The organism is Sphingobium sp. TomTYG73 (assembly GCF_055394245.1).
The window spans coordinates 1,776,609-1,800,825 of the sequence record NZ_AP027339.1; the positions used below are offsets into that span (position 1 = coordinate 1,776,609).

Here is a 24,217-nt window from a genome sequence, read left to right on the forward strand (position 1 = left end):
TCAGGCCTCCTTCCGGCGGGCGAGGAAGTCCTGGATCGACGCGACGCCGCGTTCCTTTGCCTCGAACAGGCTTTCCAGATGCTCACGGCTGTTGATGAGGCCGAGCGAGGCGACCTTGCCATTTTCATCCAGCAGCACGGCATAAGGCAGCTTCGCGACGCCAAAGGCACGGCCCAGGGCTTCGGAAAGGATGATCGGCAGGCCGGCCAGACCATGGTCGGACGCCATGGCCCGATAGGCGGGTTTAGCGCCATCCCCCGCGATCACCACATCGATCCAGTCCGCCTCGGCGCGCGCGGCGGAGCGCAGCACCGGCAGCAGCGACTTGCAGACCGGGCAGTCGGGTGAGGCGAAAAAGAGCAACTGGCTACGCCCATCGCGTTTGCCGCCGACGCGCAATTTTGCGTCGTCGATGGTGATGAGGTCCATCGGCGTCGCCGTCTCGCCGATCTTCACGCCCTGATGCAGGGTGAGCGCGCCTGCGGGAGCGATCCGTTCGTGCAGGATGCCGACCTGTCGGGCGAGTGCCGCAATCAGCAGCGCTTGGGCGATCACCGCGGCCCAAAGCAATATCTGGGATGTTAGCATCAGTTCTTCCTCCAAACAGGCTGGGGAATGGCAAAAAGCTCGGCCGCACCGAACCAGAGCGCCAGGAAGCCGACGGCGGCGAAGGGCGCATCGAGCGTGAAGGGGGCCTGGGGCAGCAGGATCACAAGGGCTGCGAGACCGGCGAGCAGCGCCGGGCGGGCGATCTGGACCCAGCCGACCAGCTGCTCCCGGGCTACGAGGTCGCAACCGCAATCAAGCGACTGGCCCCGGCGGCGCAGCAGCAGCAGGGCATAGAGCGCCCAGAGCAGCAGTGCGATGATGGCGCCGACCGACCGCAGTGGCCCGATCAGCAGACACAGGGAAGCGGTCGTTTCCGCAACGCCCCCCGCGATCAGCAGCAGCGGTCCAGCCGGTGCTGTGGCCCCCACAAGCCGCGCCGCCGCCGTCCCGAGGCGCTTGCGATCAATCGCCTTGTGCAGCGCCGACACGCCCAGCAGCATGGCGAGGAAAAGGGAAAGCGCAGCCATCATGGCACCGTGATGACGATGGGGTTGGCCGCGACCGTTGCGCCCAGGGTCCGCACGAAAGCACCGGTCGCGGCGTCATGCACATCGATCACGCCGTCCGCCCGCGCCACGATCAGTTGCGGCGCATCCTCACGCGTCACCGCGATGGCCAGCCCCTGCCCCTTGAGCGCGATACGGGAGAGGCGCATCTTCCTGACCGGATCGATGACCCAGACTTCGGTGCCACCATCCTTGTGGCTGCCTTCCTTGCCGTTGGGGCTCATCAGTACATAGAGCAGCCCCTTGGCGTCCGAGGCGATGACCTGCCAGCCGCCCGGCCGCCATTGCGGGGCGCCGCCGTCCGCCTTGCCGACGCTGAAGGCGCCCGGAAGCGGCCTGGCAACGGGTCCGGACAGGTCGATGCCCTGGACCATGCCATAATAGCTGACGAACCAGGCGGTGCGGCCGACCATGGCGGGTGTGCCGAACAGCGGCTGCCGGTCAATATCCTGCACCCTGGCGACGCTGCTGGAGGAGGCCGCCTGCCCCTTTTCGTCCAGCGTCACGCTGAAGATCGATCCATCGGCGCACAGGCTGCTGAAGCCGCGATGGCCGCTGGGATAGATTTGAGTACAGCCGGGCAGATCAATCTCCCCCAGCACCTTGCGCCCTTCCAGATCGACGACGGTGATCGACTGGGCCGGGGTGAAATTGGCGACCAGCGCCCATTTGCCGCCATTGGTGAACTGGAAAACGTTGGGATAGGTAACGGACAACTGGCGCTTGCCACCGGGCAGGACGATCTCACCCTTGGGTTGAAGCGTTTTCATATCCCATATGGTTATGGCGTCGGTTCGTTCCCCGCGCGTGAGACGGCTGTAGAATGTTTCTGCGGTGTAAATCTCGCCGCGATCCGGCGCTACCAGTTCATTGGCGAACTGGGCCGCGCGCACCAGCCCCTTAAGTGGCCGATCCGTCGAACGAGTATCGACCAGCGCCAGCTTGCCATCGAGGATAGAGGCGAAGTTGAGATCATGGATCAAGACCCAACTTTTCGGCCAATTAACAGGCAGTTGCGTGACACTGGGCAGTGTTTCTTCGGGCAAGGGCGCAGGAAATTTTGTGGTGTCGGCAGATGCTGACAAGGGCATTGCCGCGCCAAGCAGCAAGCTCAGACCAATGGACCGCATGTTCGTAATCTCCCGCTGCGGATCTCGTCCGCTTGAGGATGATTATGAATAAACAGCAACAATTCTGTCAAGTGACCTAAATTTGTCGTTCGACATATTTATACGAACCTCTATAGTTCACCTGATTGAACGGAAAATAACGGATATTCAGATGGATGAAGCGGAAGGCCGGACCGCCGCCCTGATCATGGCGGAACGGGATGGCGGCTATTCTAAGGGGCACGAGACGCGCGAGCTTATCCTCCATACCGCCCTCAATATCCTGATTGAGGAGGGCTATCGCGCCATGAGCATGCGCCGAGTCGCGACCGACTGCGGCATCAAGTTCGGCAACCTCACCTATCATTATCGCAGCCGCGATGATCTGGTCCGCGAACTGCTGGAAGCGGTGATCCGTGGCTATGAGGTGGAGTTCGACCAAATCATCCATTTGCCGGGGCCGCCCGCCGAACGGCTGCAGCGCATCTGCCGGTTAATCCTGGAGGATATTCGCAGCAAGAAAACGACGCACCTTTTTCCAGAACTTTGGGCGCTGTCCAATCACGATAGTTTCGTGCTGGGCCGTGTGCAGGAATTGTACGAACGCGCCCGCGCGCCGCTGGCCGAAATAATAGGCGAGATGCGGCCAGATCTGTCTTTTGAGGACCGCAAGGCAATCGCTCTATTCATCTCTGCGTCGATGGAAGGACTGACGCCTTTTGGCGGCTACGAGAAACCATTCGAGCCGATCATGTCGACGCTGGAAGCTATTGCCATTCACTCGTTCGTTTCTCTGGTAGAAACTTACGATTGTGGAATGGCTGCTGAGCAACGATCACAGCCTTCTTCAGAATGACAGCCTTGGGGCATCATTACGAAGGCGACTCAGTGATTGGACGAGAGGCCAGCTTTTCTGCCAATTTTGCGATCAAAGCAGGCGGCAACTTCACCTTCTCCCACGCCCTACCCAAACGCAGCGGAAATCCCGTTTGGGCCGCTTCCTATTGAAAGCATTTTGATAGGATGCGAAGTCCGAATGCGACCTGCGCTATACCTGCGGACCGACCCAATAATCGACCCGATTGCCCTTTCAAAATCCGATAGTCAGCATGTCCAGCGCAGCACTAATAACGTCTTGTTCAGAAGCGAGGGATTGGACGGCATCCCCCAGTTCACGGGTCGGGACGCTCGCTGCAAACTGCGTCATCATTACCAGCCTTTCGCTTTCCACAGCCAAAATCGGGTTCAATCGCATAGCGGGTTTCGGAGCCTCGCTGATCGGCAACAGTGGGACCACAAAACGGGTGTTGAGATCGCTCAGAAGGTCTGCCTGACAATCGAGCACATACGAACCGCCCTGCTTCAATCGATACACATCAAACTTCGCCATTAGAACCGACGATGCTGACTCAAGGGCAGACCATGCTGTTCGACATAGCTGTTCGAGCTTTCTAGCGCGGCGGCATTCTCCTCCTTCCAGAGGCGACCCCGCTCCATCGCAATCTGCTCAGCCAATCCAACCTCACAGGCGCGGGAAATATTGATGCCCAGCCGCTTTGCTTCAGCCACAAGCGCTATATCCAGCGACACATTGGTCGGCTTGCGAGCCTGCGTCGCCAAATCATACTCGCGCCTGCCCATTAGAGCCTCCTGAGATTAATGCGCACATATATGCGCATTTCAAGCGAAGGCCGTCAACCAATGTCAGATCACGAAACATAGCCACTAGAGCAGGCGCATGCGCCTTTATCGGCGAACCGACTGGACGTGCGCGCATGCTACTCGGCCTCCAAATCTGGCGACCGAGTTCTAATAGCCGGGGTTCCTACGCCCCACCGTCCGGCTTTCACGGAAGGCAAAGCTTTTTTGGCGGGAGCAGCTTCGCAATAGGCGTTTGTGTCCGCCTGTTCATATAAGATGGCAGGTTCTGCGTGAGGCAAAGCGGAGGAAGACGACCACGCCCTCACCTCGAGCTATGGTCGCCTCCATGAGCGATTACTTGGACGAACTCGACGACCTGCTGATCAACCAGTTTGATGAGGCATGTTGCTGTCGGAGTTAGACGGTTTTCTCACCGGCATCATCGTCAGCCCCGACATGGTGCCACCTTCAGCCTGATGAAGCAGGTGTGGGGTCCAGATACGCCCAAATTCGATGCGCCCGAGGAATTGCAGCGCTTTTTCGACCTCGTGATGCGGCATCATAATGAAATTCTCATTGGGCTTGACGAGCCGGCCGGCTTCGCCCCGATCCTGGAAGTCGACACCAGAAGCAATGAAACGCTCTGGGAGCTTTGGATTGAGGGTTTCTCAAAGGCCATGAAACTCGCCCCTCGAGGGTGGAACCGCATACGCGCGCAAGCGATGATGAAGGGCAAAGGCAGCGATCGCCGGGATCACCGAACTTGCAGCCTTCGCAGATGGCCGACATGAGCTGCCCGAGGAAGAAGAGGACCGCTGGGACCGCGAAGCACCAGACCTGATCCCCATTTGGGTTCAGATGCTTCACGAGTGGCGGCTGGAGAATGATCAGAATCCGCCGATGACTGCCAAAGGCGGAAAGGTAGGTCGGAATGATCCCTGCCCTTGCGGATCAGGCAAAAAATACAAGAAATGCTGCGGCTTGAATTAACGGCCGTTCCTTCAATCTTGCGGACTTATAGGCAAAAATGGTACTGGCTCGCTTGACGTATGCCGCTGCTTAACGCCCTAGGGATAATACCTTTTTCCCGCTTGTACAAATCAGCAAATTACTTACCCTGCGCAAGACAATGGAACTAGGAGCAAGTCGCGCGCCATTCCAGTTGCTCGTCTAACGCGGGAAATGCGCTGCTCTGGAGCTGACGAGGGACTGAAGAGATTAAGCGGGGTATAGCATGAAGGGTGAAATCCTCGGCTTCAGCGATGCTCACGGTGGTGCAATCTCCGGCGAGGACGGCACCCGCTATCGCTTTCACCCTGCAGATTGGCGCGGCTCCCTTGCCCCCTTGGCGAGCGAACGCGTCGATTTCGAGATAGTTGAGGGTCGTGCGATCGACGTCTATCCAATCGGGCCGACAAGTCAGACGGTGGCAAGCCATCCTGTAGCGACAGCGACTGCCCAAAATCCTAGTTCCGCTCGTTGGACCACACCGATGTTCGGCATAGGGGCGGCTATTGTCGTACTTTTCTACGTCTTCTTGAGCCCACCGGCGCTGTTCCATCCGATGGGCGGCAATTTCAAGCCACTGCTGTTGATAGGCCTGTCAATCGCGGCCATTGTATGGCGAAACAAGCGGAGTTTCGCCCGCACAAACCAATATGGTGTTGAGACCTATCGGGGCTTCGGTCATCTCATGGGTTCCGGCATGGTCGATCTGGTGGTAAGTTTTGCAGCCATCGCAGGTATGGTCATCGGCGGGTTCGCATTGCTTTTTTGATCCACAAACAAATTGCTCGCGCAGTGTCGGGGTGGTTCGAATTAACGCCCGTTCCTTTGATCCGGCCGAATCATAAGCCCAAATTGCCTCCCACAGGGAACCCACGACGGACCCATCTCAAAGCGCTTCTGGTAGGGAAAACTCGACCCATAAGGCCAAAGCTATGGTGCCGCTTACGTGACTCGAACACGTGACCCCATCATTACGAATGATGTGCTCTACCAACTGAGCTAAAGCGGCGTTGGGTGGGCCAGATAACAGCGGTTGATGCGCAGGACAAGCGGGCAATGCATCTTCGTGCACCATCTCTTCCGGGGCACGGGGCGCGCGCGTTGCGTCAGGCCCGCCGCTTCTTCACGGCATGTTTACCATCCCATGGCAGTGTCGAGTCTCAGGAAAGCTTTTCTTCTGGATTAGGACCGACCGGATGGACACTCTGCGGGGGCAGGAAATCTCCAATGAACAGGATGATTTCGACTATGCCGATCACGAGGCGATGGAGCCGCCGTCCAGCGTAGGCTCCGACGAGCGACGCATGCAGGTGCGCGCCTATAATTACTGGGCATCTCTGCTGGGCGACCGCACGCTTCCGTCGATCGAGGATCTTTCGCCCGATCATCTGGAGGATTTCGGCCCCAACAGCGTCCTTCTGGATTTCAGCACCGGGCTCGACAATCCGGCGGTCGTGTATCTGGGCACCGCGCTGCGCCGTGAGTGCGATGTCACCGGCGCCATCCAGTTCATCAACGACGTGCCGTCGCGCTCGCTGTTGTCGCGCCTGACCGACCATTATCTGCAGATCATCGCCAACGCCGCGCCGATCGGTTTCGAAGCAGGCTTCCTCAACCAGCGCGGGTCGGAAATCCTCTATCGCGGCATCCTCATGCCCTTCTCTTCCGATGGCGAGACGATCGATTTCGTGTTCGGCGTCATCAGTTGGAAGGAACTGGCGAGCCAGGCCGTCGCTGACGAGCTAGGCCGCGAAGTCGATGCCGCCCTGCGCAGCAGCGCCGCTCCGCATGCCGTAGCACCGATCTGGGCCGATGGTCCGGCGGCGGGCGAAGATGACGACACGCTCGACCTGTCCGGCATGGAAAGCCCGGCCGAGGACGCGCCGCTCGCCGACTGGCTCGCCCTCGCCCGCGACGGCGCGGAGCAGGCCCGCACCAGCGAAGCCCGCACCCACGGCGCCCTCTACCGCGCCATCGGCCTCGCCTACGACTTCGCCCTGATGAGCGAGGCGTCACCGGAAGATTATGCCGAGATGCTTGCCGACGCCGGCATCAAGCCCCAGGCGCGCAGCCCCCTCACCGCCGTGGTGAAGCTGGTCTTCGGCTCTACCTATGACAAGACGCGCATCACCGAATATGCGACCGCGCTGGAACATGCGAAGAGCGCAGGCCTCGGCCTCGGCGCGCTTGGCGACTATCTCGGCGAATATCCGGGCGGCCTCAAGGCTCTGATCCGCGACGAGCGCGCCCAGCGCCGCTCGCTCCTACCCCCTCGCCCCGACCCCAGCCAGACCGCGCGCGCCGCGATGAAGGCCGCCGCGCCGATCGACCCTGTCGCCATTTCGACCGATGGAGACGGCCTCGCCGTCGTCATCGCCCGGCGGGAAGCGGACGGCACTCTGGCGATAGTCGGCGCCCTTCCCGATGGATCGGACCTTGGTCAGCGGGTGATCGTCGCGGCGGCCGCCTAACCGAACGACAACGCTCATTATATTTCGACGGCCAGTAACTTTATTTCATTTCTCCAATTGAGCCTCACCGGGCGCTAGCGCATAACAAGGCGAGCCGGGGAGTCGCGTGACAACATGCCAGCGTCGTCCCCGTTCAGGGAAAGCGGCATACAGCCGCAGCGGGAAGAGGTTACGCATGACGGCATTGTCCGAGCCGAAGACCGGCCGAGTAAACGTATCGATCCGCAAGGCGCTTGAGGCAGCGCTGGAAAGGGGCGCGCTCCCGGGCGAAAGCGAGGATTTCGATCATGAGGCAGCGGTAACCGCAGCCGCCTTCCTCGGCCGCGCCGCCGACGTCCGCAAATCGGGCCAGCTTGCCATTTCCATCGAAACGCTCGGCGAAGGCGCGACCGGCCGCTACATGCGGATCGCCATCGTCAATGACGACATGCCCTTCCTGGTGGACTCGATCGCCAATGCGCTGGCATCGCATGACGTCACCATCTACCGCCTGCTCCACCCGGTCCTCTCGATCGACCGCAGCGAAGCGGGCAAGCTGACCGCCATTCTGGACGACGAAGCCCCCGGCGCCCGGCGCGAATCCATGATCTATATCGAGGCGGATCGCGCCGACGCGAAGGGCCGCCGCGCGCTGGAAAAATCGCTGCGCCAGACGCTGACCGATGTCCGCGCCGCGGTTGCCGACTGGCCGAAAATGCGCGACGCCATGAGCCGGGATGCGGACGCCATCCCCGACGGTGAAGGGGCCGCACTCCTTCGCTGGTTCCTCGCGCGCCACTTCACGCAAACGGGCCATGAACGTCGCCTGCGCAATGGCAGGGCGGAAGATCAGCTGGGCATCTGCACGCTGGATGACACGCCACTGCTCGCGCCCGCCTCGCTCGAAGCGGCCTTCACCTGGTTTGAAGAGGGCAAGCGCAACCCGCTCATCATCAAATCGAACAAGCTCTCCCGCGTCCATCGCGCCGTCCTGCTCGACCTCATCATCGTGCCAGTGCGGGAAGGGAAAAAGCTGGTCGCCCTCTCGATTCACGCAGGCATGTGGACCAGCGCGGCGCTGTCGGCCAGCCCCGACAAGGTGCCGCTGCTGCGTTCCGCTCTTTCCGCGCTGATGGACAAGTTCGGCTTCGATCCGGGCGGCCATGCGGGCAAAGTGCTCGTTCACGCGCTCACCGCCCTGCCGCACGACATATTGATCGGCTTCGATCATGAAACGCTGGAACGGCTCGCGCTCACCTTCATGTCGCTGACCGACCGGCCGCGTCCAAAGCTGGCGCTCGGCACCAGCGCCCTCCCCCGCCATCTCTATGCCTTCGCCTGGCTGCCGCGCGACGAACTGACCACCGCCCGCCGCCTTGCCGTGCAGGATATGCTCTCCCAGGCCGCCCATGCGCCCGTGCTCAGCTGGTCGATCGCGCTTGAGGAAAGCGGCCTTGCGCTGCTGCGCATCACGCTCGACCTGCGCGATGGTGGCGTGGTGCCTGACGAAGTTTCGCTCGACCGCCAGTTGAAGCAGATGGTGCGCGGCTGGCTGCCCGCCGTCGAGGAAGCGCTGGCCGAAACCGAAGAGCCCGGCCGCGCCGCCGCGCTTGCCCAACGCTATGCGCCCGGCTTTCCCATGGCCTATCGCAACGGCGCCGGCCCGGCCGAGGCAGCGATCGACATCCGCTTGCTCCACGGTCTTGGCGGCCCCGGCGACAAATCGATCCGCATCTACCGCAACGGCGAGGACACGCCCGAGCAGCTGCGTCTGAAGCTCTACAGCCACGATGTGATCGCCCTGTCGGAAGTCGTCCCGGCGTTCGAGAATTTCGGCTTCCGCGTCATCGATGAAATGACGACGGCGGTCGATGGCGGCGCGCAGGGCCATGTGCAGCGCTTCGTCCTTGAACTCCCCACGGGCGGCAGCGGTGATGCAGTCGTCGCTCGCGCCGACATAGTAACCGAAGCGATTGCGCAGGTGCTGGAAGGCCGCGCCGAAAATGACCGGTTCAACGAACTGATCGTTACCGCAGGGCTCGCGCCCCGCGCCGTCGTGCTGTTCCGCGCGCTCTTCCGCTATCTGCGTCAGACCGGCATGGCCTATGGCATGGCGACCTTCGCCGAAACGCTGCGCCGGGAGCAGGAGATCGCCCGCCAGCTCATCACCCTGTTCGAGACACTGCACGACCCCGCCGCAAAGGACGGCCCGGCCCGTGCCGAACAGGCGCAGGCCGCCATCAATGCGGGCCTCGAAAAGGTCAGCGCGATCGACGAGGACCGCGTTCTGCGCCTGCTGCGTGCCGTCATCACGGCTACCCTGCGCACCAATTTCTTCAGCAACGCCGCCGCCGAAGCGCTCGCTTTCAAACTCGACAGCGCGCAGGTGCCCGGCCTGCCCGCACCGCTGCCTTGGCGCGAAATCTGGGTCTACTCCCCACGGGTCGAGGGCATCCACCTGCGCGCGGGGCCGATCGCACGCGGCGGCCTGCGCTGGTCCGACCGGCGCGACGATTTCCGCACGGAAATCCTCGGCCTGATGAAGGCGCAGCGGGTGAAGAACGCCGTCATCGTGCCGACCGGGGCAAAGGGCGGCTTCTATCCCAAGCAGCTTCCCAACCCGCAGGTCGATCGCGACGCATGGATGGCGGAGGGCACCGAAAGCTACCGCATCTTCATCCGCGCGCTGCTGTCGGTCACCGACAATATCGTGAAGGGCAAGGTCCGCCACCCCGCGCAAACCGTCATTCACGACGGCGACGATCCCTATTTCGTGGTCGCGGCGGACAAGGGCACGGCCACCTTCAGCGACGTCGCCAATGCCATCGCGCTGGATCACGATTTCTGGCTGGGCGACGCCTTCGCCAGCGGCGGCTCGCACGGCTATGATCATAAGGCGATGGGCATCACCGCGCGCGGTGCGTGGATCAGCGTCCGGCGGCACTTCGCCGAAATGGGCATCGATGTGCAGAGCGAGCCGGTCAGCGTCGTCGGCTGCGGCGACATGTCGGGCGACGTGTTCGGCAACGGCATGCTGCTGTCCAAATCCATCCGCCTGCTTGCCGCCTTCGACCACCGCCACATCTTCCTCGATCCGGACCCCGATCCGGCGAACAGCTGGAAGGAACGCGACCGCCTGTTTCAACTGCCCCGGTCCAGCTGGGACGATTATGACAAGTCGCTGATCTCCAAGGGCGGCGGCGTATTTCCCCGCACGTTGAAAAGCATCCCTCTCAGCGCTCAGGTTCAGGCGATGCTGGGCGTCACGGAAACCGAAATGGAACCGGCGGCTCTCGTCAGCGCCATCCTCAAAAGCCCTGCCGACCTGTTGTGGTTCGGCGGCATCGGCACCTATGTGAAGTCCGCTGCGCAAAGCCATGGCGATGTGGGCGATCCCGCCAATGACCGCTTGCGCGTCAATGCGGAGGATCTGCGCGTAAAGGTCGTGGGCGAAGGCGCCAATCTCGGCGTCACCCAGGCCGCGCGCATCGCCTTTTCGCTGCGCGGGGGCCGCATCAATACCGACTTCATCGACAATTCGGCGGGCGTCGATTGTTCGGACAATGAAGTGAACATCAAGATCGCGCTCAACCAGGAAATGGCGGACGGCCGTCTGGCCTTCGACGCGCGCAACAAGCTACTGGAAAGCATGACCGATGCCGTGGCCGACATCGTGCTGGAGGATAACCGCCTTCAGGTGCTGGGCCTGTCCATCGCCGAATCCGGTGGAACGGCGGACCTCGCCAGCTATGTCCGGCTGATCGAAACCTTCGAGGAAAGCGGGCGGCTCGACCGGCAGGTGGAGGGTCTTGCCGCCAATGACATGCTGCTTCGGCGTGGACAGGATGGCCTTGGCCTTACCCGTCCCGAACTGGCCGTCCTCCTCTCCACGGCCAAGCTCGCGCTACAGGATGCCATCGAACAGGGGCAACTTGCCCTCGACCCCAGCATGGGTCCTGAACTCGCGGCGGCCTTCCCGCCTGCCATGCAAAAGAAGGAGGCGGACGCCATTGCCGCCCACGCTCTTGCAAAGGAAATCGTCGCGACCAAGGTCGCCAACCGCATCGTCAATCGCCTCGGCCTCATCCACCCCTTCGAACTCGCCGAAGAGGAAGGCTGCTCGCTCGCCGACCTCGCCAGCGCCTTCCTGATTGCTGAGCGTCTCTATGACATCGGCACCCTCTGGGCCGACATCGACGCCGCCGTTATGTCGGAGGCGGCGCGCCTCGCCCTGTTCGCCGACGTCGCCAATGGCGTGCGGATACAGATTGCTGACATTTTGCGCAGCCTTCCCACCGGGACTCTGCCCGGCGCCGGTCACGCCCTGCTTGCCAGCGGCGTCGAAAAGCTGGCCCGCGATGTCGACGACCTCCTCACCAGCGAAGCCCTGCGCCGCACCAATGCCGTCATCGACCGCCTCCTCGCACTGGGCGCGCCAGAGGATCTCGTGCGCCGCACCGCCGGTCTGTTCAAGCTGGACGGCGCCGTCGGCATCGCCGCGCTTGCGGTGCGGCTAAAGGTCGATGAAGTCGCCCTTACCCGCGCCTTCACCCATCTGGGCGAAACGGTCGGCATCGACTGGGTGCAGTCAACCGCCGCCCGCATGGCCCCCAGCGACCCATGGGAAAGGCTGCTCATCTCCGGCGTCGCCCGCGACATGCAGCAGGTCCGTCTCGACTTTCTGGAACAGGGCGGCAAATCCAACGGCAAGGACATCCTCGCCCATGTCGACGCATGGCTCGCCGAAAAGCAGCCCCGCATCACCCAATTCCGCGCCCTGGTCCACCGCGCCAAGGCGGCTGCGGCACCCAACGTCGCCATGCTCGCGGAAATAGCGGGGCAAGCAAGGGGACTATTGGGGCGCTAATAGCGCCCCCCCTCAACAGCATTTCATCCCAGCCTCTACCGTCATCCCAGCGAAAGCTGGGATCTCGTGCCCCGCCACGCGCCCTAGAGCTTCGTGCTTTATATCGGCTCCACCCCTATTAATGCCGTTCGCCCTGAGCCTGTCGAAGGGTTCTACTTCTTTTTAGGAAGATGGGGGCTTCGACATTTGAACGAGGCAAGTGACTCGTTCAAACAGCCCGAACGGGGCTGGGCGATTCAGATTAAAGGCCCGATGCCCTATCCCACCCCAACCCATACACTTTAATACAATTTCCGACCTCTCCACGTTTGCAATTGCGAGTCGTTCGCGTTATCCGGTCCACCTCATCATCAGGACCGACCCTCCCAATGCACGCCCCTGCCCGTCTCCAGCCCAAGAAAAAGAAGAAGACCTTCTGGCTGAAGCAACTGCACAGCTGGCACTGGATCAGTTCCGCGATCAGCCTCATCGGCCTGTTGCTCTTTGCCTTCACCGGCATCACCCTCAACCACGCCGCCGATGTCGAAGCCTCACCGCAAACCATCGAAAAGTCCGCGACCCTTCCCGCGCCGCTCTTGAAACAAGTCGCCCCCGACAATCGCCCCGACAGCAAAAAGCCCCTCCCCGCGCCCATCGCCGCCTGGGTCGAAAAGGAAATCGGCACTCGCGCAGCGGGCGAGGCGGAATGGTCCGCCGACGAAATCTACCTCGCCCTCCCCCGCCCCGGCGGCGACGGCTGGGTTTCCATCGACCGGCAGAGCGGCGCAGTGACCAGCGAAAGCACCAGCCGCGGCTGGATCAGCTATTTGAACGACCTCCACAAGGGCCGCAACACCGGCACCGTCTGGAAATGGTTCATCGACATCTTCGCCGTCGCTTGTTTCGTTTTCGCAATGACCGGCCTCCTCCTCCTCCAGCTCCACGCCGCCAAGCGCCCCAGCACCTGGCCCATCGTCGGGGCAGGCCTCATCATCCCAACCGTTTTAATTCTCCTTTTCCTTCATTAATTCAGGGGACCAGCAGCACATGCAAAGCCGCTACAAACTCATCCTCGGCAGCAGCGCCGCCTTCGGCGCGGCAGCAATCCCCGCCACCGCCCAGACGCTCAACGTCAACGTCACCATCCCGCGCCTCTCCGTCGCGGAATATCACCGTCCCTACGTCGCCATCTGGCTGGAAAAGGAAGGCGCCACTCCCCGCACCTTGTCGGTCTGGTATGATGTCGATAAGGCAAAGGGCGAAGGCACCAAATGGCTCCGCGACCTGCGCCAATGGTGGCGCGTCTCCGGCCGATCGCTGAAAGTCCCCGCCGACGGCATCACCGGAGCAACCCGCGCTCCGGGTGACCAGAAGGTCGCCTTCACGCCAGGCAAAGGCCCGCTCGGGCAACTCGCACCCGGCAACTACACGCTGGTCGTAGAGGCGGCGCGCGAAGTCGGCGGCCGCGAACTGCTACGCTTGCCTTTCAGCTGGCCAGCAAAGCCAGGCACCGTGGTCCGCGCAAAGGGCAACAATGAATTGGGGCAGGTCAGCCTCAGCGTCAGCAAATAAGGGGACTGTCATGAAAGCCAAATATCTGATCGCAGCAACCCTCGCCGCGCTGATGACCACCAGCGCTGCCCAGGCGCACCGCCAGTGGATGCTCCCGTCCTCGACAACCCTGTCCGGAACGGACAGCTGGGTCACCGTTGACGCGGCGGTCTCAAACGACCTCTTCTACTTCGAACATATGCCCATGCGCACCGACGCGGTCGCAGTGACGCAGCCCGATGGCTCGGCTGGCCAAATCGAAAATGTCGCGACCGGCAAGTATCGCTCCACCTTCGATGTTCACCTGACGCAACCCGGCACATATCGCGTCGCCAGCGTCTCGACTGGCGTTATGGGCAGCTACACCCTCAATGGCGAAGTAAAGCGCCTGCCCCGGGGGACGACCAAGGAGAAGCTGGCCGAAGCGATCCCGGCCGGAGCCACCAACATCCAGACGGTCGAGGCCACCAACCGAAACGAGATTTTCCTGACACTGGGCGCGCCCACCACCACCATATTCAAGCCGACCGGCGTTGGCATCGAATTGGTGCCCGTCACCCATCCGAATGATTTGGTGGCAGGCGAAGCGGCGACCTTCCAGTTCCTCCTCGACGGGAAGCCCGCTGCGGACCTCAAGGTAACGGTGATCCCCGGCGGTATCCGCTATCGCGACACGTTGGGCCAGCAGGATCTGGTCACCGGCAAGGACGGAAAAGTTTCGATCAGCTGGCCGCAGCCTGGCATGTACTGGCTGAACGCCACAGTCGGCGGAAATCGCGAAGGTAGCGAAGGCGCTCAGGCGACGTCGCCCGCTACTCCGGCACCACGCCGCGCATCCTATGTCACCACCTTGGAGGTGCTAGCCCCCTGACCGGCATTCGCATCGCCATTCCTGACATACCGCTCCTCCAGCTCCCATCGGCTCAGCGGGGCGGAACGGGATACATTACAGAGCTTTCCGGACCGACCATGGGCACAAGCTGGTCGGCCCGGATCGTCGATGCTCCACCCGGTTGCGAGAGCGCAATTGATGACGCACTTTCTCGCGTCATCGCCCAGATGAGCAACTGGGAAGCACATTCCGACATCAGCCGCTTCAATGCACTGCCGATCGGGACTTGGGCAACGCTTCCCTCCGATATGATGACGGTGCTAAAAGCCGGGTTGACCATGGCTCGCCTATCCGGCGGCGCATTTGACCCAGCGATCGGACAGATAGTCGAACGCTGGGGCTTCGGCCCGTCGGGCCTAACAGGTCCGGAAATAGTGCCTGCGCATCCTGCACCCTGGACCATGGTCGAGATCGCGGATCAGAGCGCCCGCCGCCTTGCTGACGTGAAGTTGGACTTTTCCGGCATCGCGAAGGGTTTCGCAGTCGATGCGGTTTCAGAAGCTCTCCGCGATCTGGGAGCTCGCCATTTTCTGGTCGAGATCGGCGGGGAATTGCGCGGCGATGGCCTCAAGCCCGATCATCAGCCCTGGTGGGTTGATGTCGAGGCGCCGCCGGGCCTCACAGTACCCACCCTCCGCATCGCCTTGTGCGGCCTGTCTGTAGCCACTTCGGGCGATTATGTGCGCTTCCAGACCGAGGACGGCGCGCAACTGTCTCACAGCATCGATCCGGCGACTGGCAGACCCATTGCCAATGATGTCGCGTCGGTCACAGTCCTGCACGAACGCGCGATTCTGGCAGATGCCTGGGCGACAGCCATCACGATCTTGGGGCATGAACGCGGCATGGCGTTGGCGACACGTCACGATATTGCCGCACGCCTCATTCTCCGCATCGAAGACTGCGCCAAGGAATATATGACGCCTGCTCTAGCCTCGATGCTCGATTAGGCCAGCCAGCCGTTTCAGGCGTCTGCCCACCGCCGTAGCAGATTGTGATAGACGCCCGTCAAGCGGATCACCTGGGCATTGTCATGGCCAAGATCGACCGCCAGAGCCTGTATGCTGCTGTCCAGGTCGAACATCATCTGACGCGCAGCATCGTCCCGAACCATCGACTGCAACCAGAAAAAGCTAGCGATCCGTCGCCCGCGCGTTACCGGCTCGACACGATGAAGCGACGAGGAAGGGTATAAAACCGCATGGCCCGCCGGTAGCTTCACCCGCTGCACACCGAAATTCGTCTCGACGGTCAATTCGCCGCCATCATAGCTTTGCGGGTCTTCCAGAAAGACGGTCATCGAGAGGTCGGATCGTATCCTGAGCCCCGTGCCTGCCTGCACCCGGACGGCATTATCCACATGTACGCCGAACGCCTGTCCGCCTTCATAACTGTTGAACAGCGGCGGGAATATCTTGAGCGGGAGTGCAGCAGCGATAAACAGCGGCGAGCGCCCCAATGCTTCCAAAATGATTTGCCCCGCCTGCCGCGCCTCGGGCGAGTCCTCGGGAAGCTGCATGTTGCGCTTGGCAAGTGCCGACTGATGACCTGAGGTCACATTGCCATCGATCCATTGCGCAGCGTCGATGAGCGTCCGGACGCGCTGCACAGTGGCAGGATCGAGCAAGTCGGGGATAACTGTCAGCATGTCGGAAACTCTATCAGCGCCTCTTGTTCAAGTCTCTGCGCTACGTAGGACGAAGGGGATTTCAACGACGCCCTTAACCCGCACCGGCTGGCCGTCCCGGACCATCGGCTTCCACCGCCAGCTTCGCACCGCTTCGCGCGCCGCAGCGTCCAGACGGGGAAAGCCGCTGCTCTGTGCTATAGTCAGGCTTTCCACAGCCCCATCGACGCCCAGCGTCAGGGACAGAATGACAGTTCCCTGCTCACGCTTGCGACGGCTTTCGATCGGGTAGCGCGGCGGCTTGCCCGCCACCATCTGCGTCGCTAGGTCGCCCCCCTGAACGGTACTCGGCGAGGCAGGAACCGTCGGCGCGGCAAGCACAGGCGCCCGGATTACAACAGGTGTTGGAGGAACCGGGACTGGAGAAGGATCAGGCGTAGTAGCGATCGGCACCGGCGGAACTGGCACTTGAACCAGCGGCGGAGGCGCCACTAACGGAGGCGCAGATGGCGGAGGCGGTGGCGTCTCCGCAGCGGGCGGCGGTGGAGGCGGCATCAAGTTTACGACCGACAGGCGGGCTTCGCGGACGTGCTGAACATGTTGTCGGGCGTGAATGAGCGCGAATATCAAAACCCCGTGAATGAGGATGATGAGCAGGATTGTGGGTAAATTGATCTGGCGTCGTTCACCATAGCGCGAAGCATTGGCTGCCGGAACCTCCGGCACCTGGCTGCTGGGAGATGGTGTCGGGCTAAGTGGCGGAGAAACGGAAGATGCAGCATCATCTGCAATATACCGTTCCGCTGCATCGAACATGCCACTTTCCCTTTCACGGCGATTCCCCGCAGAACAGGCACATAACGCCGGTCCTAATGCGAATCAATCGCACCCCTCTTATTTCTTCAGCAACGGGCGGATGGCGATCCGAGGAGGAGTGCATCGCCATCCGCCTTTCCCCCGGCAAGGGACAAATGCCGGGGGATGGTGACGGTTAGAAAATATAGTTCAGGCTCAGCACTGCGGACCGGGTTGGCGCCGGCTGTGCCCAGCTGTTGCCGACGTTGTTACGAACGGTCGTCACATATTTTTCGTTGGTGAAGTTCTGAACGTTGAGCTGCGCCTTCAGATTTTGGGTGATGGGATAGCTCGCCATGAACCGATGAATGGTGTAGCTCGGAACATAATAGCCAACGTAGTTGTTCGCCGCCAGCTGTGCCAGCGTGGGTTGGTTCAGCAGGAACTTGCCCTGATATGTGATGCCGTAACCCAGCTCTAGGCCGAAGCCGAAGCGATAGGTGGTGAACAGGCTGCCCGAATGCTTGGGCGTGTTGGTGAGCGCATATCCGCGAGTGGGATCAGGGAAGGCGGCGCTATTACTGCAGTTACCGGCAGCCGGATCGTTCGCGCCCGGATTGGCAAGGCAGTAATCGGATACGCCCTGTTTGATCTTGCTTTTCAGATACATGTAATTCGCCGAGATCGTCCAGTTGCTCGTGATGTTGCCGGACGCACCGAGCGAGATTCCTTCGACCCGTTGATGTCCATCAGACGCCTGATCGGGAAGCAGCGGGTCGCCGGAGAGCACTTTGATCTGATTGCGATCGTTGCGGAAAAGAGCAGCCGTCAGCAACAGTTTCGCATCGAACAAATCTACCTTCGCACCAATCTCGTAGTTCTTCGTCGTTTCGGGCTTCACATTGCAGGTGCCGCTGCCCCCATCTGCATTGGCCGCAGAGCAGGAACCATCGACGGACGCCTTGGATGGCAGCTTGGAGTTACCATATGCGAGATAGAAGCTGCTGTTAGGAGTCGGCTTGAACACTGCGCCGATACGGTAGGAGAAGAGATTGTCGTCGATCGAGGTGTAGGTCGGATTCGTGACCCCCACAGTGGTGGGAACGCTCAACAATCCCCTGTTCGGCCCATTCACCTCATAGCTGAAGGTGCGGTTCCAGCCCTTGACGTTTTCATACCGAAGGCCACCGTTCAGTTCGAACCAGTCCGTGACCTTCATGGCATCGAACAGATATGCAGCATAGCTGGTCTGCTGACCGATGTTGAGGGCACTCAGGCTGAAGTTCGTCGGACCGCTATAGGCATTGCTGCCATAGAAACGCTGCAGACCGGATGTCGCAGCAGGGCCGACAATCGTGCTGCTGGGATCGGCGATGCTCACCAGCGGATTGTAGAAGCCCAGGCTAGCCGCGGCGTTGTAAAGCGTGTTGGGTATGGCTGTGGTCTGACCGCGAGGAAGCGTGAAAGGCGTGGCATAGGGGTCAAAGCCGTCGGCCGTGCGGCCAATGCTGCCCTGACGCTGACTATAGCGCTCCCACAATGCTGAAGCGCCTATGACCATGCTATGCTCAATCCCACCCGTGTCGAAATCTGCACTGAGGTCGAACTGGGTGTAAGCCGTTTCATTGCGGATGAAGCGCTGATTGCCCCGCCCGCCCGTTGGCAGATAGTAGCCAACCGGGATCGTCAGCGTTTCACCGGCTTGGCTGGTGTAGATGGTGGTTGTGCACGAACCATTAGCGGCATCCGGATTGAAACCGCCTGCGGTGCCGTTGTCGAGACAGAACACGCCGTTCGGCTGGCTCGTCACGGTGTTCTGACGAATATTCTCATAACGCGTCAGGTTGCGCAACTTTAGCGTGTCGTTGAACTGATGGCTGAAGATCGCCTGTAGCGTGTCGGTCTTGCTATCCTGCTTGTCCAGATTGGCGAAACCATAATAGGCCGAACGATCAAAGCCAGCCGCTATCCCACCCAGCGCCGGGAAATACCGAATGCCATATTGCGGCATCGCATCGTCATCCAGATGCTCATATTGCAACGTCAGGCTGGTGGGGCCGTCGATGCCGATCGTGATCGCAGGCGCGATGCCCCAGCGCTTGTAATTTTCGACGTCGCGGCCAGGCACGTCATTTTCATGATACACCGCGTTGATGCGCACCGCGATCAGGTCGTTGATGCGCTTGTTCGCATCCACCGTCGCACGGTAATAAAAGTCGGTGCCGATCCCCGCGTTCAGGATCGTCTGGTCATCCGCCAGCGGCCGCTTGGTCACGAGGTTAATCGTACCCGCAACCGAACCGCCGCCGTTCATCACGGAGTTCGCTCCGTTGGTGACTTCGACCTGCTCGATATTATAGACTTCGTTGCGGTTCAGGAATGCGCCCGATCGGACGCCGTCGACGGTAACGTCGTTCTTCGCGTCCTGACCGCGCATGATGATGCGGTCGCCATAACCGAAACCACCCTCGCCAGCACCGAAGGTGATGCCTGGCACGGTCGACAGCACGTCACGCAGGGTGAGCAGATTCTGCTGTTGAATCGTTTCCTTGTTGATCACTGTGATCGTCTGTGGCGTGTCCAGCAACGGACGCACATATTTGGGGGACTCCGCGCGTTCGACCTTGATCTCCGAGGCATCGATCGCGGTGTCCGTCACAGTCATCCCGCCAAGCTTGGGTGCGGGTGTACCGTCTTGCGCGTGGGCGGCCGAAGCAAAGGCAATTGCGCTCACGCAGCCAAGCGCCAGGAAGGACGGGATCGATTTGGAACTGCTGGACATCAAACGAAAACCCCTTTTCTCACTAATCGTCCGGGGTCAGCTATTGCGAATTGTTCGCAGAGTCAACGCTATTGCGAATAATTATTATTGCCGGGCAGCGCGTTGGCGAAGAGCCAGCATCGTATGGCGCTGGCCAAATTGGGCGGACTGGGAGCCGCCAGCCGCGCAAGATCGATCTTCGCGATCAAGGCATTGAGAGGCAAACTCTCTCGCACGGCGACCGAGCGGAGAGCCTGCCAGAATATGGGTTCAAGACTGATTGCAGTCTGGTGCCCTGCGATCGTCACGCTTCGCTTGACGGGAGGCGAGAAGGGCGACCCGGTTGGCGGCACCGCGCCGTCGCTGTGGTCGCCCTGCGCCATCAATACATATGCTGCCCGCCGTTGATCGACATCGTGCTCCCGGTGACGAAGCCCGCCTCTTCGCTGCACAAAAAGGCTACGCCGCGTGCGATCTCTTCCGCTTGACCAAGGCGGCCAACCGGGATTTTGGCAACGATCTTCTCCAGGACCGGAGCAGGCACCGCCGCCACCATGTCGGTGTCGATATAACCCGGCGCGATCGCGTTGACGGTAACGCCGAACTTCGCCCCTTCCTGCGCCAGCGCCTTGGTAAAACCATGGATGCCGGACTTGGCGGCGGCATAGTTTACCTGCCCATATTGGCCAGCCTGACCGTTGATGGAACCGATATTGACGATCCGCCCCCATGCTCTTTCCCGCATGCCCCCGAAGGTCGCCTTGGCCATGTTGAAACAACCGCCAAGGTTGATGCGCATCACCTCATTCCAGTCGTCGAAATTCATCTTGGCGAGCACGCCGTCGCGGGTGATGCCCGCGTTATTGACGACGATATCGACGGGCCCCAGCCTTTCGGCAACCGCTGCACAACCATCCAGACAAGCCTGATGATCTCCCACATCCCAGCGGAAGGCTTCGATACCTGTCCTCTCGGTGAAGTCCCGCGCCTTTTCATTGTTTCCGGCATAATTGGCCGCGACTTTGCAGCCCAATTGTTTAAGCGCGAGGCTAATCGCTTCCCCAATGCCGCGTGTTCCGCCCGTTACGATGGCAACTCTGTCCATAATCCCCTCCCATGTTGAACTGGACGAAACGCTTCCTGAACCCAACCGGCCAGTTCGCGGCCGATCAATTCGCGGTAAAGAATGATAGCTTCTGGCGATGCGTTCAAACAGCGCAAATGGGTGAACGCCTGGCCTCCAGCCGCCAAAAATTCTTCCTGCCCCCGGATAGCGATTTCCTCCAACGTCTCCAGACAATCGGCCGAAAAACCGGGGGTAAGCACAGCAACGGATCGAACGCCCTGCCCGGGAAGCTCCCGCAACGTCTCATCCGTTGCTGGACCGAGCCATTTCGCTCGCCCGAATCGTGATTGGAACGACAGCCTTACTTCTCTGCCAAGCGCTTCCTGCAGCAGATTAGCGGTGGCACGGCACTGATCATAATAGGGATCACCCAAATCGCGCGTTCGTTCAGGCATTCCATGGAAGCTGGCCACGAGCAGATCCGGTTTGAAGTCCAGTTTAGCCAGTTGGCTTTCGGTCGAACTGCGCAGCGCCTCGATATAGGCTGCTTCCGCAAAATATGGAGGCAATGTGCGGATGGCTGGCTGGGCTCGCAGGTCAGCCAAAGTGGCATAGCAGGCGTCCAGAGCGGTGGCCGTCGTCGCCGCGCAATATTGCGGGTAAAGCGGAGCCAGCAGGACGCGGTCGCATCCGGCGGCGATCATCGCATTCAGCCGTTCGGCGATGGACGGTGATCCATAGCGCATGGCCCAATCCACCCTAACCTCCGACCCGGTAATTTTCTGGAGTGCGGCAGCAGTTTCACAAGTATAAACGGCGAGCGGCGACCCCTTGTCTGTCCACACTTCCTGGTAAGCCTTCGCGGACTTGGCCGGGCGCGTAAGAAGGATCGGGCCGCGTAATATCGGCTGCCACAGAAGCTGAGGGATTTCCACCACCCGCGGGTCGGACAGAAACTCACCCAGATAACGCCGCACGGACGCCGCGTCTGGTGCGTCGGGCGTACCGAGATTGATGATAAGGACGCCGATATTTTCCATATTCAATGTCATGTCCGCGCCAAGATCGGCAGCTGTCGGAATCGCTGCCCTGTAACAGTAAAAAGAGCGTTCGCTATGGCCGGAGCAATCGCAGGCGCCCCAATCTCGCTGAGCCCGGCCGGGGGTGCAGTGCTTCGGATCAGTTCCACCGTGACCTCACCTATATCCTGCAACTGAGGAAGGCCCATCCGGGAGATGATCGAGCGCGTGGGCATTCCCTTCGCATAAGGCACCGAAGCACCCATTGCGGAAGCCAGGCCATAAATTATGCCACTTTCCACTTGTTGACGTGCGATGTCCGGATTGACCTGCTCCCCGCCATCTACCGCAGCGATGATCCGCCCAACCTTGAGCCTGCCACCCTCGATCGCTGCCTCGACCATGACGGCGATATAAGCGCCGTCTATGACATGCGCCGCCAGACCTTGACCGCTCCCCTCGATACCTCCCTGCCATCCCCCCATCGATCCGACGGTCGTCAGGCAGTGAGCCAGTCGCGGGTTGCCGCCCAGCATCTGAATGCGGAAAGAGAGCGCCTCCATCCCGGCAAGATGAGCCAGTTCATCAATGAAGCTTTCCGTAAAGAAGGCGCCATGAAGATGAGCATTGCCGCGTGCAAAGCCTAGCGGCAGTCCAACATCGGCGGGGAAATGATCGACCGCCCAATTCGGCAACGCATATGGCAGTTCCATCCCCGCCACAGCGAGGCGGCTGGATGCGTTGGCAGTGTCATGGCTCGCTTCATGCGGCAATTTTCGATCGGCAATCCGTTTCCATGTCTGGGTCATGGCACAGGGAGCCGCCACTTTCGCAAGCCATCCTTCAATCGCGCCGTTGCGGCCGAGCTTTGCCGCCATACGGGCATGGGCAGGAGCACTGGGGCGATCCTGGATCACATCTTCCAGCCTTGACCAGAGCAGTTGGACGGGCCGCCCAACGTCTTTCGCTATCGACGCAGCCTGGACGCCAACCTCAAAATCCATCTTCCGGCCGAAAGAGCCCCCGGCATGCAGGGGGTATAGCACCACCTGTTGCTCAGGCAGATCGAGAGCATCCGCTATCGCGCTACGCGCGAGTGCAGGTGCTTGCGCGGGCATCCATATCTCGGCGAGGCCGTCGGTCACGCGCGCGGTCGCGCAGGGAGGCTCCAGCGCCAGATGCAGCCCCGGGGCAACGGTAAACTCGCTGGCCAGGATGGTGGCGTTGTCGAAAAGCGGCTTGAGATCGCCGCGCGAATACAGCCGTCGGCCATCCGAACCCGAAAAGGCCTCTTCAAGCGAAGCATCTATGCTGGCGCTGCTGACTGGCGTGCTCGATAATTCAAAAACCGGATCGCTAAGATCAAGCGCCTTATTGGCGGCCCACCAGTTGGTTGCGACAGCGGCCACCCACCGTTCGGCGCGCACCAGCTTGATAAAGCCGGTAACGGACTTTGCAGCCTGCTTGTTCACCCTTGTGAGCACAGCATCGCCGATTGGCCCCTGCCGGATGGAAGCGAAAACCATGTCCGGCAGCCGGACATCAGCAGCGAAGTTATGGCTGCCATCAATCTTCGAAGGCGTGTCGAGGCGCGGCAAATCCTGTCCGAAGAGTCGGTCAACCTGATTTTGGCGGAACGGCAATATCTCGGGCAGCTCGAATTCCGCTGCTTCAGCCGCTACCTCGCCGATCTTTAACGTGCGCTGGCCGCCATCAGAAATGATGCCGTTCTGAATGTCGCAACTTTCCCATGACACATCCCAGCGCGCCGCAGCAGCCTGACACAAGAGCACGCGCGCGGCGGCACCCGCTTCCTTATAGGCTCTGTGGAACATCGGCACGGACGTCCCCGCGCCGGTCAACATCAAAGCACGCCGCGTCGCATATTGCTCGATCGCCCAATTGCCGGCGCCACCCGCCAGCCTCGACCAGTCGCTCGCAAGCCACTCGCTGGCTAGCAACGTGTTTGCATAGAGCGGACTGATGGGCGCGCTTTGCACACCCACGGTGCGCCAGTCCGCACCCAGTTCATCCGCCAGTATCTGTGGCAGCAGTGTCGTCACGCCCTGCCCCGTCTCGGCTTGCGGCACGACCACGAGTACCCTGCCTGCCTTATCGATCTTCAGAAAGGCATTGAAGACGGTTTCGCCGGGCGCGGTATTCAGATTTGGGCGGTAGCTGCGCGGCCATGCGCCCCAGGCCAGCAGCAGGCCAGCCGACGCTCCAGCGCCTACTAAAAGCGTACGCCGATCAAGCCTCCTTGCCGTGCCGTTATGATTTGCCTGCCTCCGCAGTGCGCGCGTCATGAGGACGTTGATAAAGAGGCTTGCGGCAGCT

General features: G+C 61.1%; 22 protein-coding genes and 1 tRNA gene. 10 read left to right on the top strand and 13 right to left on the bottom strand.

Annotated features, from left to right (window positions below; all coding sequences use genetic code 11):
* From ACZ5TH_RS08915 to ACZ5TH_RS08925, 3 genes are read right to left on the bottom strand one after another with little or no spacing between them, the layout of a single operon-like run.
* A complete protein-coding gene (locus tag ACZ5TH_RS08915) occupies positions 1–588 on the bottom strand; it encodes a thioredoxin fold domain-containing protein (protein ID WP_464793664.1) in 588 nt (195 codons plus the stop codon).
* Positions 588–1,076, bottom strand: a complete 489-nt coding sequence (locus ACZ5TH_RS08920) for a MauE/DoxX family redox-associated membrane protein (protein ID WP_464793665.1) — start codon at positions 1,074–1,076, stop codon at positions 588–590. Before ACZ5TH_RS08920 ends, ACZ5TH_RS08915 begins: the two co-directional genes overlap by 1 nt.
* Positions 1,076–2,098, bottom strand: a complete 1,023-nt coding sequence (locus tag ACZ5TH_RS08925) for an amine dehydrogenase large subunit (RefSeq protein ID WP_464793666.1) — start codon at positions 2,096–2,098, stop codon at positions 1,076–1,078. The genes ACZ5TH_RS08920 and ACZ5TH_RS08925 overlap by 1 nt, the downstream gene beginning before the upstream one ends.
* Before the next feature lie 298 nt (positions 2,099–2,396).
* Between ACZ5TH_RS08925 and ACZ5TH_RS08930 the strand changes: the two genes are divergently transcribed.
* Positions 2,397–3,080, top strand: a complete 684-nt coding sequence (locus tag ACZ5TH_RS08930) for a TetR/AcrR family transcriptional regulator (protein ID WP_464771202.1) — start codon at positions 2,397–2,399, stop codon at positions 3,078–3,080.
* 234 nt (positions 3,081–3,314) lie between these two features.
* Here the strand turns inward: ACZ5TH_RS08930 and ACZ5TH_RS08935 are convergent, their stop codons facing one another.
* Positions 3,315–3,614: a CcdB family protein gene (locus tag ACZ5TH_RS08935; RefSeq protein WP_464793667.1), complete on the bottom strand. Its 300-nt coding sequence runs from the start codon at positions 3,612–3,614 to the stop codon at positions 3,315–3,317.
* Positions 3,614–3,865: a type II toxin-antitoxin system CcdA family antitoxin gene (locus tag ACZ5TH_RS08940; RefSeq protein WP_196224392.1), complete on the bottom strand. Its 252-nt coding sequence runs from the start codon at positions 3,863–3,865 to the stop codon at positions 3,614–3,616. The genes ACZ5TH_RS08935 and ACZ5TH_RS08940 overlap by 1 nt, the downstream gene beginning before the upstream one ends.
* A 476-nt stretch (positions 3,866–4,341) precedes the next feature.
* Here ACZ5TH_RS08940 and ACZ5TH_RS08945 point away from each other — a divergent pair, with 476 nt between their 5' ends.
* From ACZ5TH_RS08945 to ACZ5TH_RS08955, 3 genes are all read left to right on the top strand, one after another.
* Positions 4,342–4,656: a UPF0149 family protein gene (locus ACZ5TH_RS08945; protein ID WP_464793668.1), complete on the top strand. Its 315-nt coding sequence runs from the start codon at positions 4,342–4,344 to the stop codon at positions 4,654–4,656.
* A gap of 109 nt (positions 4,657–4,765) precedes the next feature.
* Positions 4,766–4,855, top strand: coding sequence for an SEC-C metal-binding domain-containing protein (locus tag ACZ5TH_RS08950; protein ID WP_464793669.1), 90 nt, complete (start codon positions 4,766–4,768; stop codon positions 4,853–4,855).
* A gap of 244 nt (positions 4,856–5,099) precedes the next feature.
* Positions 5,100–5,642, top strand: coding sequence for a hypothetical protein (locus tag ACZ5TH_RS08955; protein WP_464793670.1), 543 nt, complete (start codon positions 5,100–5,102; stop codon positions 5,640–5,642).
* Between the two features lie 164 nt (positions 5,643–5,806).
* Here ACZ5TH_RS08955 and ACZ5TH_RS08960 read toward each other — a convergent pair.
* Positions 5,807–5,882, bottom strand: a tRNA-Thr gene (locus tag ACZ5TH_RS08960).
* Between the two features lie 187 nt (positions 5,883–6,069).
* Here ACZ5TH_RS08960 and ACZ5TH_RS08965 point away from each other — a divergent pair.
* From ACZ5TH_RS08965 to ACZ5TH_RS08990, 6 genes are all read left to right on the top strand, one after another.
* Positions 6,070–7,344 carry a PAS domain-containing protein gene (locus ACZ5TH_RS08965; protein ID WP_460986596.1) on the top strand — a complete coding sequence of 425 codons (1,275 nt, stop codon included), beginning with the start codon at positions 6,070–6,072 and terminating at the stop codon, positions 7,342–7,344.
* Positions 7,345–7,519: 175 nt separating this feature from the next.
* A complete protein-coding gene (locus ACZ5TH_RS08970; protein ID WP_464793671.1) occupies positions 7,520–12,190 on the top strand; it encodes an NAD-glutamate dehydrogenase in 4,671 nt (1,556 codons plus the stop codon).
* Positions 12,191–12,558: 368 nt separating this feature from the next.
* Positions 12,559–13,197 carry a PepSY-associated TM helix domain-containing protein gene (locus ACZ5TH_RS08975; RefSeq protein ID WP_464793672.1) on the top strand — a complete coding sequence of 213 codons (639 nt, stop codon included), beginning with the start codon at positions 12,559–12,561 and terminating at the stop codon, positions 13,195–13,197.
* A 19-nt stretch (positions 13,198–13,216) separates the two neighbouring features.
* Complete coding sequence (locus tag ACZ5TH_RS08980; protein WP_460986599.1) at positions 13,217–13,741, top strand: DUF2271 domain-containing protein; 525 nt, start codon at positions 13,217–13,219, stop codon at positions 13,739–13,741.
* A 10-nt stretch (positions 13,742–13,751) separates the two neighbouring features.
* A complete protein-coding gene (locus ACZ5TH_RS08985) occupies positions 13,752–14,591 on the top strand; it encodes a DUF4198 domain-containing protein (protein WP_464793673.1) in 840 nt (279 codons plus the stop codon).
* 98 nt (positions 14,592–14,689) lie between these two features.
* Positions 14,690–15,562 (top strand): FAD:protein FMN transferase, encoded by an 873-nt coding sequence (locus ACZ5TH_RS08990; RefSeq protein WP_464793674.1) that lies wholly within the window; start codon positions 14,690–14,692, stop codon positions 15,560–15,562.
* A 14-nt stretch (positions 15,563–15,576) separates the two neighbouring features.
* Here ACZ5TH_RS08990 and ACZ5TH_RS08995 read toward each other — a convergent pair whose 3' ends face one another.
* From ACZ5TH_RS08995 to ACZ5TH_RS09025, 7 genes are all read right to left on the bottom strand, one after another.
* Positions 15,577–16,260 carry a Fe2+-dependent dioxygenase gene (locus tag ACZ5TH_RS08995; protein ID WP_464793675.1) on the bottom strand — a complete coding sequence of 228 codons (684 nt, stop codon included), beginning with the start codon at positions 16,258–16,260 and terminating at the stop codon, positions 15,577–15,579.
* 27 nt (positions 16,261–16,287) lie between these two features.
* Positions 16,288–17,055: an energy transducer TonB gene (locus ACZ5TH_RS09000; protein ID WP_464793676.1), complete on the bottom strand. Its 768-nt coding sequence runs from the start codon at positions 17,053–17,055 to the stop codon at positions 16,288–16,290.
* A 175-nt stretch (positions 17,056–17,230) separates the two neighbouring features.
* Complete coding sequence (locus tag ACZ5TH_RS09005; protein ID WP_464793677.1) at positions 17,231–19,816, bottom strand: TonB-dependent receptor; 2,586 nt, start codon at positions 19,814–19,816, stop codon at positions 17,231–17,233.
* Between the two features lie 68 nt (positions 19,817–19,884).
* Entirely contained in the window at positions 19,885–20,178 is a 294-nt protein-coding gene (locus ACZ5TH_RS09010; RefSeq protein ID WP_464793678.1) for a ribbon-helix-helix domain-containing protein, read from the bottom strand.
* Positions 20,178–20,900: an acetoacetyl-CoA reductase gene (phbB, locus tag ACZ5TH_RS09015; protein WP_464793679.1), complete on the bottom strand. Its 723-nt coding sequence runs from the start codon at positions 20,898–20,900 to the stop codon at positions 20,178–20,180. Before phbB ends, ACZ5TH_RS09010 begins: the two co-directional genes overlap by 1 nt.
* A complete protein-coding gene (gene hemH / locus ACZ5TH_RS09020) occupies positions 20,879–21,901 on the bottom strand; it encodes a ferrochelatase (protein ID WP_464795083.1) in 1,023 nt (340 codons plus the stop codon). Before hemH ends, phbB begins: the two co-directional genes overlap by 22 nt.
* A gap of 8 nt (positions 21,902–21,909) precedes the next feature.
* Positions 21,910–24,186, bottom strand: coding sequence for a molybdopterin cofactor-binding domain-containing protein (locus tag ACZ5TH_RS09025; protein WP_464793680.1), 2,277 nt, complete (start codon positions 24,184–24,186; stop codon positions 21,910–21,912).
* Positions 24,187–24,217: the final 31 nt, after the last annotated feature.